Source organism: Pauljensenia hongkongensis (assembly GCF_001746855.1).
GTDB lineage: Bacteria > Actinomycetota > Actinomycetes > Actinomycetales > Actinomycetaceae > Pauljensenia > Pauljensenia hongkongensis.
The window spans coordinates 1,996,781-2,001,491 of sequence record NZ_CP017298.1 but is presented as its reverse complement, the minus strand read 5'-3'; the positions used below and the strand labels follow the sequence as shown (position 1 = coordinate 2,001,491).

Sequence of the window (4,711 nt, the reverse complement as noted above, 5' to 3'; positions counted from 1 at the left end):
ACGGGCGAGCCCGAGGCCTCGCGCCGCAGGGCCTCCATCCGGGCGGCGCGCGCGTTGCCCTCCGGCCCGTCCGCCCCGACGGCCGCGTCCACGCCCACGACCCGGGGGACCGCGCCGAGGGAGCGCGCCAGCTCGGCGACGGCGCGGGCCTCGTGCCCCGAGTCCGGTCGGAGGCCGTGGTCGACGGTGACGGTGCGGACGTCGAGGCCCATGCGCGTTCCCGAGTCGATGGCGGCGGCGGCGAGGGCCAGGGAGTCGGCTCCCCCCGACAGCGCGACGACGACGCTGTCGCCCGGGGAGGCGCCCAGGCCCCGCAAGCACCCGCGCACGGCCAGGGACACGCGCGCCACCGGGCCCCGCGGGTTCGCGCCGACCAGTCGGCTCGCGCGCCTCAGCTCAGCGCACACGGGCCAGCCACAGGCGCGGATCCTCGTACTCGGCGGCGGTGGGCAGCGCGTCCAACGAGGACAGCAGGACCTCCAGCGCGCCCTCGTGGACGACTGCGCGGGCGAAGCCCTCGGTCTGGGCGTGGATCTGCGCGACCCCCGTCAAGGGGACGCCCGCGCCCTGGCAGGCGTGCACCAGCGCGACGCCGCCGATATTGGCGCGGCACTCGCGCAGCCACTGGATGGAGGGCAGGTCGCGGGGCGTCAGGGCGTCCATCTGCGCCGTCGGCAGCGCGTCGAGCAGCAGGACCACGCGCACGAGGTCGTCGGAGCGCGCCGGCAGGTGGTGCATCAGGTCGGCGATGTAGGGGATCAGGAAGGGCGCGTGGGTGAGGTGCACCCCGCGCAGGCCCGTGGTCAGGGACACCCACTTGCACCAGTCGGACTGGTCCAGGGCGTAGCGGCGCGCGTCCGACAGCACGTTCGGGGCGACCAGGACCCGGCCCGGGTCGGCGACGTTCCAGATGCCGGTCGCCGTCCTCATGAGGGAGCGCAGGATCACGGCCTGGGAGGCGAGCACCAACGGGGAGCGCTTGCCCGTGGTGCGCTCCATTATGGTCCCGACCACGCGGGTCAGGCCCCTGCGGTCCACGACCAGGGTCGGGGAGCCGGCCACGGCGGCGCTCGCCTCCACCAGTCCCGTCAGCGCGAGGAGCCGGCGGTTCGACCAGACGACGGACTTGCGCAGGCGGGCGACCACCGCCGCTGCCCCCATCGGGGAGGCGGGGGGGCCGGCGTGGGACACGGCGGCCAGGGCGGTGGCGACGGCTTTCGGACCGAATGGCATCTCCATGGGCCCTAGTTTAGCGAGACGAGTCCCTCCTCGAAGGAGTCCAGGAGCCCGCGCGCCGAGGCGGCCCGCTCGGCGGGGTCCTCGACGCCGACCGCGACAACGAGCGTGCGCCCTCCCTGGGTGGTGAGGACGCCGGACAGCGACGCGACCGCGGCCAGCGACCCCGTCTTCGCCTGCACGTTGCCCACTGCGGGGGGATCGGTGAAGCGCGTGGTGAGCGTCCCCTGCAGGCCCGCCCACGGCAGCGACTCGATGAGGTCGCGCGCCCCCGCGTTGGACGAGGCCATCGCCGCGCGGAGCACCCCCACCAGGGTCCGGGCGGTCAGGCGGTCGTTGGACGACAGGCCAGAGCAGTCCTCGAGCCTGAGCCCGTCGGTGGGCACGCCCGCGCTGGTCAACGTCGACAAGAGGTTGTCGACCGAGCCCGCGAAAGTCGTCGGGGCGCCAGCGGCCGCCGCGGCCAGGTGGCAGTACTGGTCGGCCACGGTGTTGTCCGAGTGGTGGAGCATCCAGCGGATCTGCTGGCCCATGGTCGCCGATTCCACCGAGGCCAGGGAAGCCGCGCCCTGCGGCGCCGGGGCCGCCGAACCGAGGTCGGTGGCCACGCCGTTGGACTCGAGCGCCGCCGCGAAGACCTGGGCCGCCCGCAGAGCGGGGTCCTGGTGGAAGGAGTTGGCACCCGGCTCGGTGCGGCCCGCGTCGATGGCGATAGCGCCGACATCGCCCGCGTAGTTCCCCACCTCCTGCGCGTCCCACGACCCCAGGTGGGCCTCGCCCTCGAAAAGGGACCCCCGCCAATCGACGCGGGCCGAGGAGACCCCCTGGCCCTTGAGCGCCTCGGCGGCGCGCGCGGCCAGGGTCGCCAGGCCCGCGCGCCCGTTGATGGCGCCGGCGTCGGACTCGCCCTCGCCCAGCAGCAGGTCCCCCTCGCCGTCCAGGTAGACCGTGCCGTCGCTGTACAGGGCGGTCGTCGCCAGGGTGGAGGAGGGGTCGAGGTGGGTGAGGGCGGTGAGGGCGGTGAGCGTCTTGGTCACCGAGGCGGGCATGTGCGCGGTGCCCGCGGCCGCGTCGAGGAGCTCCTCCCCCGTCGTCCCGTCGACGACCAGGCCCCACGCCGTGAAGCCGCCCGCGGCGGCCGACTGCTCGACTTCCCCCCACAGCCCCGCGACATCGGAGGCGGACACCGGGTTCCCCTGCCCCCCGGCCGCCGCCTGGGCCACTAGGGCGGGCCTGGCGCTCATGGTGGGGGCGGGCGCCGCCGCCGGCGCCTGCGGATCGCACGCGGCGAGGCAGCCAACCGTCATCACCGCGAGCGCCGATGCGCATAGAATTGCAGTGTTAGACCGTCGTCGCATGGAAGTCCCTTCTTGTCGTGCCTAGGTGCCACACTAGCGGGCGATGCCGACGATCCCAACCCGCCCGCGCGCGGCGCGCGGCACATTCGAGACGGAGGACACAATGGAGTTCGATGTGACGATCGAGATCCCCAAGGGGAACAGGAACAAGTACGAGATCGACCACGACACCGGACGCATCCGCCTGGACCGGATGCTCTTCACATCCACGCGCTACCCCGACGACTACGGTTTCATCGACGACACCCTCGGGGAGGACGGCGACCCCTTGGACGCCCTGGTCCTGCTGGAGGAGCCCACCTTCCCCGGCTGCGTCATCCGGTGCCGCGCTCTGGGCATGTTCCGCATGCGCGACGAGAAGGGCGGCGACGACAAGGTCCTGTGCGTGCCCGCCTCCGACCAGCGCGCCTCGTGGCGCACCGATATCGACGACGTCTCGGAGTTCCACCGCCTGGAGATCCAGCACTTCTTCGAGGTCTACAAGGACCTGGAGCCCGGTAAGAGCGTCGAGGGCGCCCACTGGGTCGGCCGCGAGGAGGCCGAGGCCGAGATCCGGCGCTCCTACGAGCGCCTCGCGGAGCACGAGGCCGGGCACTAGGGCCCGGCACCGCCGCGGCGGGCCACGCCGCCCGCGCACGGGCACCAACCCCCAAGCGGGCCCCCTCGGCGCGCCACGGGCACCAACCCCCCACCCGTAGAAGGGATCCGCATTGGAAACACTCCACGAGTTCGACGAGCGCACCGGATCGTTCCAGACCGACTCCGTCCCCTACGAGCCGGTGTTCGCACTGCCCCCGTCACTGGAGGAGAAGGTGGCTCCGCGCTCCGGCTCGCTGCGGCCTTTCCACGGGAACACGGTCGCTTACTTCCTCGAAGACCAGGTCCGGGATCTCGTCGGATCGATCGCGAGCAGCCTCCACGCCCGTTTCGGCGAGTCGCTGTCGTTGCCGCTGCCAGTGGAAATGGCGCACGTGACGCTCCACGACCTCCACGCCTCCCCGGACCGGGACCAGGTCCGGCCCCTGGTGGAGGCCAGCTCGGCGCGCGCGAGCGCACTGGTCGCACGGGCGCGCGGGATCGGCCCGATCCGCACGGTGGCCACCACGGTCTTCAACATGATGAACACGAGCGTCGTCATCGGGGTCAGGGCCGTGGACGAGGAGGAGCACCGCAAGCTGTTGACCGCCCGGGGCTTGTTCGACGAGGTCGTCCCCTCCGGGCCGTTCACGCCCCACATCACCTTGGCCTACTACCGGCCGGCGATGCCCGTGCCGCTGCCCCCGGACGAGTTCCGCGACGCGCTCGCGCAGCTGACCGGACGGGTGGCGGGCGTTCCCGTCGCACTCGCGCCCGAGCGCCTGCACGCCCTGCGGTTCGACTCCATGGGCGACTACTGGGCGGTTCAGCACTGAGTCCGGCTCCACCGAGTCCGGTGGCGTCCCGTGCCAGCGGCGGGCCGCACTGGGGCAGACAACCATCCATTGGGGCAGGCAAATTGCCTGCCCCAATGCACCGTTTCCTACCCCAATGCGGGGCCCGCGACTGCCGTGCCTACGGCCCGGCACCGCCGCGGCGGGCCCCACGGCCCACGCCCCGCGGACCGATGGCCCGGCCGCGGGGCGCCCGTCCTCACAGCCTCACGGCGTAGGGCATGATCGACCCCCAGCTGTAGACGCCGGTGATCCGCACGGGGACGCCGAAGGTGGGCGCCTCGATCATCTCGCCGCCGCCGAGGTACATGGCGACGTGGTAGATGCCGGACTGGGCGCCGTTGGACGACCAGAAGATGAGGTCCCCGGCCTCCATGGAGTTGATGGACACGTGGGTGCCGTAGCCGTACTGCGCGCGGGACAGGTGCGGCAGGCTGACCCCCGCCTGCGCCCACGCGAGCATGGTGAGCCCGGAGCAGTCGACGCCGCCGTAGGACTCTCCGCCCCACACGTAGGGGACGCCCAGGTAGCTCTTCGCGGCGGCGATCGCCGTGCCGGCCCCGCCCGACCCCCACCAGGAGCCGCCGTCATCGTCGTCGTCGGCGGAGTCCTCGATCTCGGGGGTGTAGCTGGGGGGCGTGTAGCCCGAGTCCGAGCCGTCGTCATCGTCCGATGACGACGACGGCG

6 protein-coding genes are annotated in these 4,711 nt (G+C 73.0%); 2 read left to right on the top strand and 4 right to left on the bottom strand.

Features of this window, described 5'->3' with window-relative positions; translation table 11 throughout:
• The 3 genes from BH719_RS08270 to dacB form a co-directional block, all read right to left on the bottom strand.
• On the bottom strand, positions 1 to 350 hold a 350-nt coding region (locus BH719_RS08270; protein WP_281198267.1), incomplete at its 3' end, for a PP-loop family protein.
• Positions 351 to 396: 46 nt separating this feature from the next.
• Complete coding sequence (locus BH719_RS08265) at positions 397 to 1,239, bottom strand: hypothetical protein (RefSeq protein WP_009744382.1); 843 nt, start codon at positions 1,237 to 1,239, stop codon at positions 397 to 399.
• A 5-nt stretch (positions 1,240 to 1,244) separates the two neighbouring features.
• On the bottom strand, positions 1,245 to 2,594 hold the full coding sequence (dacB, locus tag BH719_RS08260) for a D-alanyl-D-alanine carboxypeptidase/D-alanyl-D-alanine endopeptidase (protein WP_009744381.1): 1,350 nt from the start codon (positions 2,592 to 2,594) through the stop codon (positions 1,245 to 1,247).
• Between the two features lie 103 nt (positions 2,595 to 2,697).
• Here dacB and BH719_RS08255 point away from each other — a divergent pair, with 103 nt between their 5' ends.
• Together BH719_RS08255 and BH719_RS08250 are read left to right on the top strand one after the other, a co-directional pair.
• Positions 2,698 to 3,192 (top strand): inorganic diphosphatase, encoded by a 495-nt coding sequence (locus BH719_RS08255; RefSeq protein ID WP_034255394.1) that lies wholly within the window; start codon positions 2,698 to 2,700, stop codon positions 3,190 to 3,192.
• Between the two features lie 112 nt (positions 3,193 to 3,304).
• On the top strand, positions 3,305 to 4,006 hold the full coding sequence (locus BH719_RS08250) for a 2'-5' RNA ligase family protein (protein ID WP_009744379.1): 702 nt from the start codon (positions 3,305 to 3,307) through the stop codon (positions 4,004 to 4,006).
• 217 nt (positions 4,007 to 4,223) lie between these two features.
• Here BH719_RS08250 and BH719_RS10250 read toward each other — a convergent pair.
• Positions 4,224 to 4,711: C40 family peptidase (locus BH719_RS10250; protein WP_009744378.1), on the bottom strand; the 488-nt coding region annotated here is incomplete at its 5' end.

What these genes read in the sequence shown, in the direction of transcription:
- BH719_RS08265 (WP_009744382.1), bottom strand. Translation starts at nt 1,239, where the DNA reads ATGGAGATGCCATTCGGTCCGAAAGCCGTCGCCACCGCCCTGGCCGCC.
- dacB (WP_009744381.1), bottom strand. Translation starts at nt 2,594, where the DNA reads ATGCGACGACGGTCTAACACTGCAATTCTATGCGCATCGGCGCTCGCG.
- BH719_RS08255 (WP_034255394.1), top strand. Translation starts at nt 2,698, where the DNA reads ATGGAGTTCGATGTGACGATCGAGATCCCCAAGGGGAACAGGAACAAG.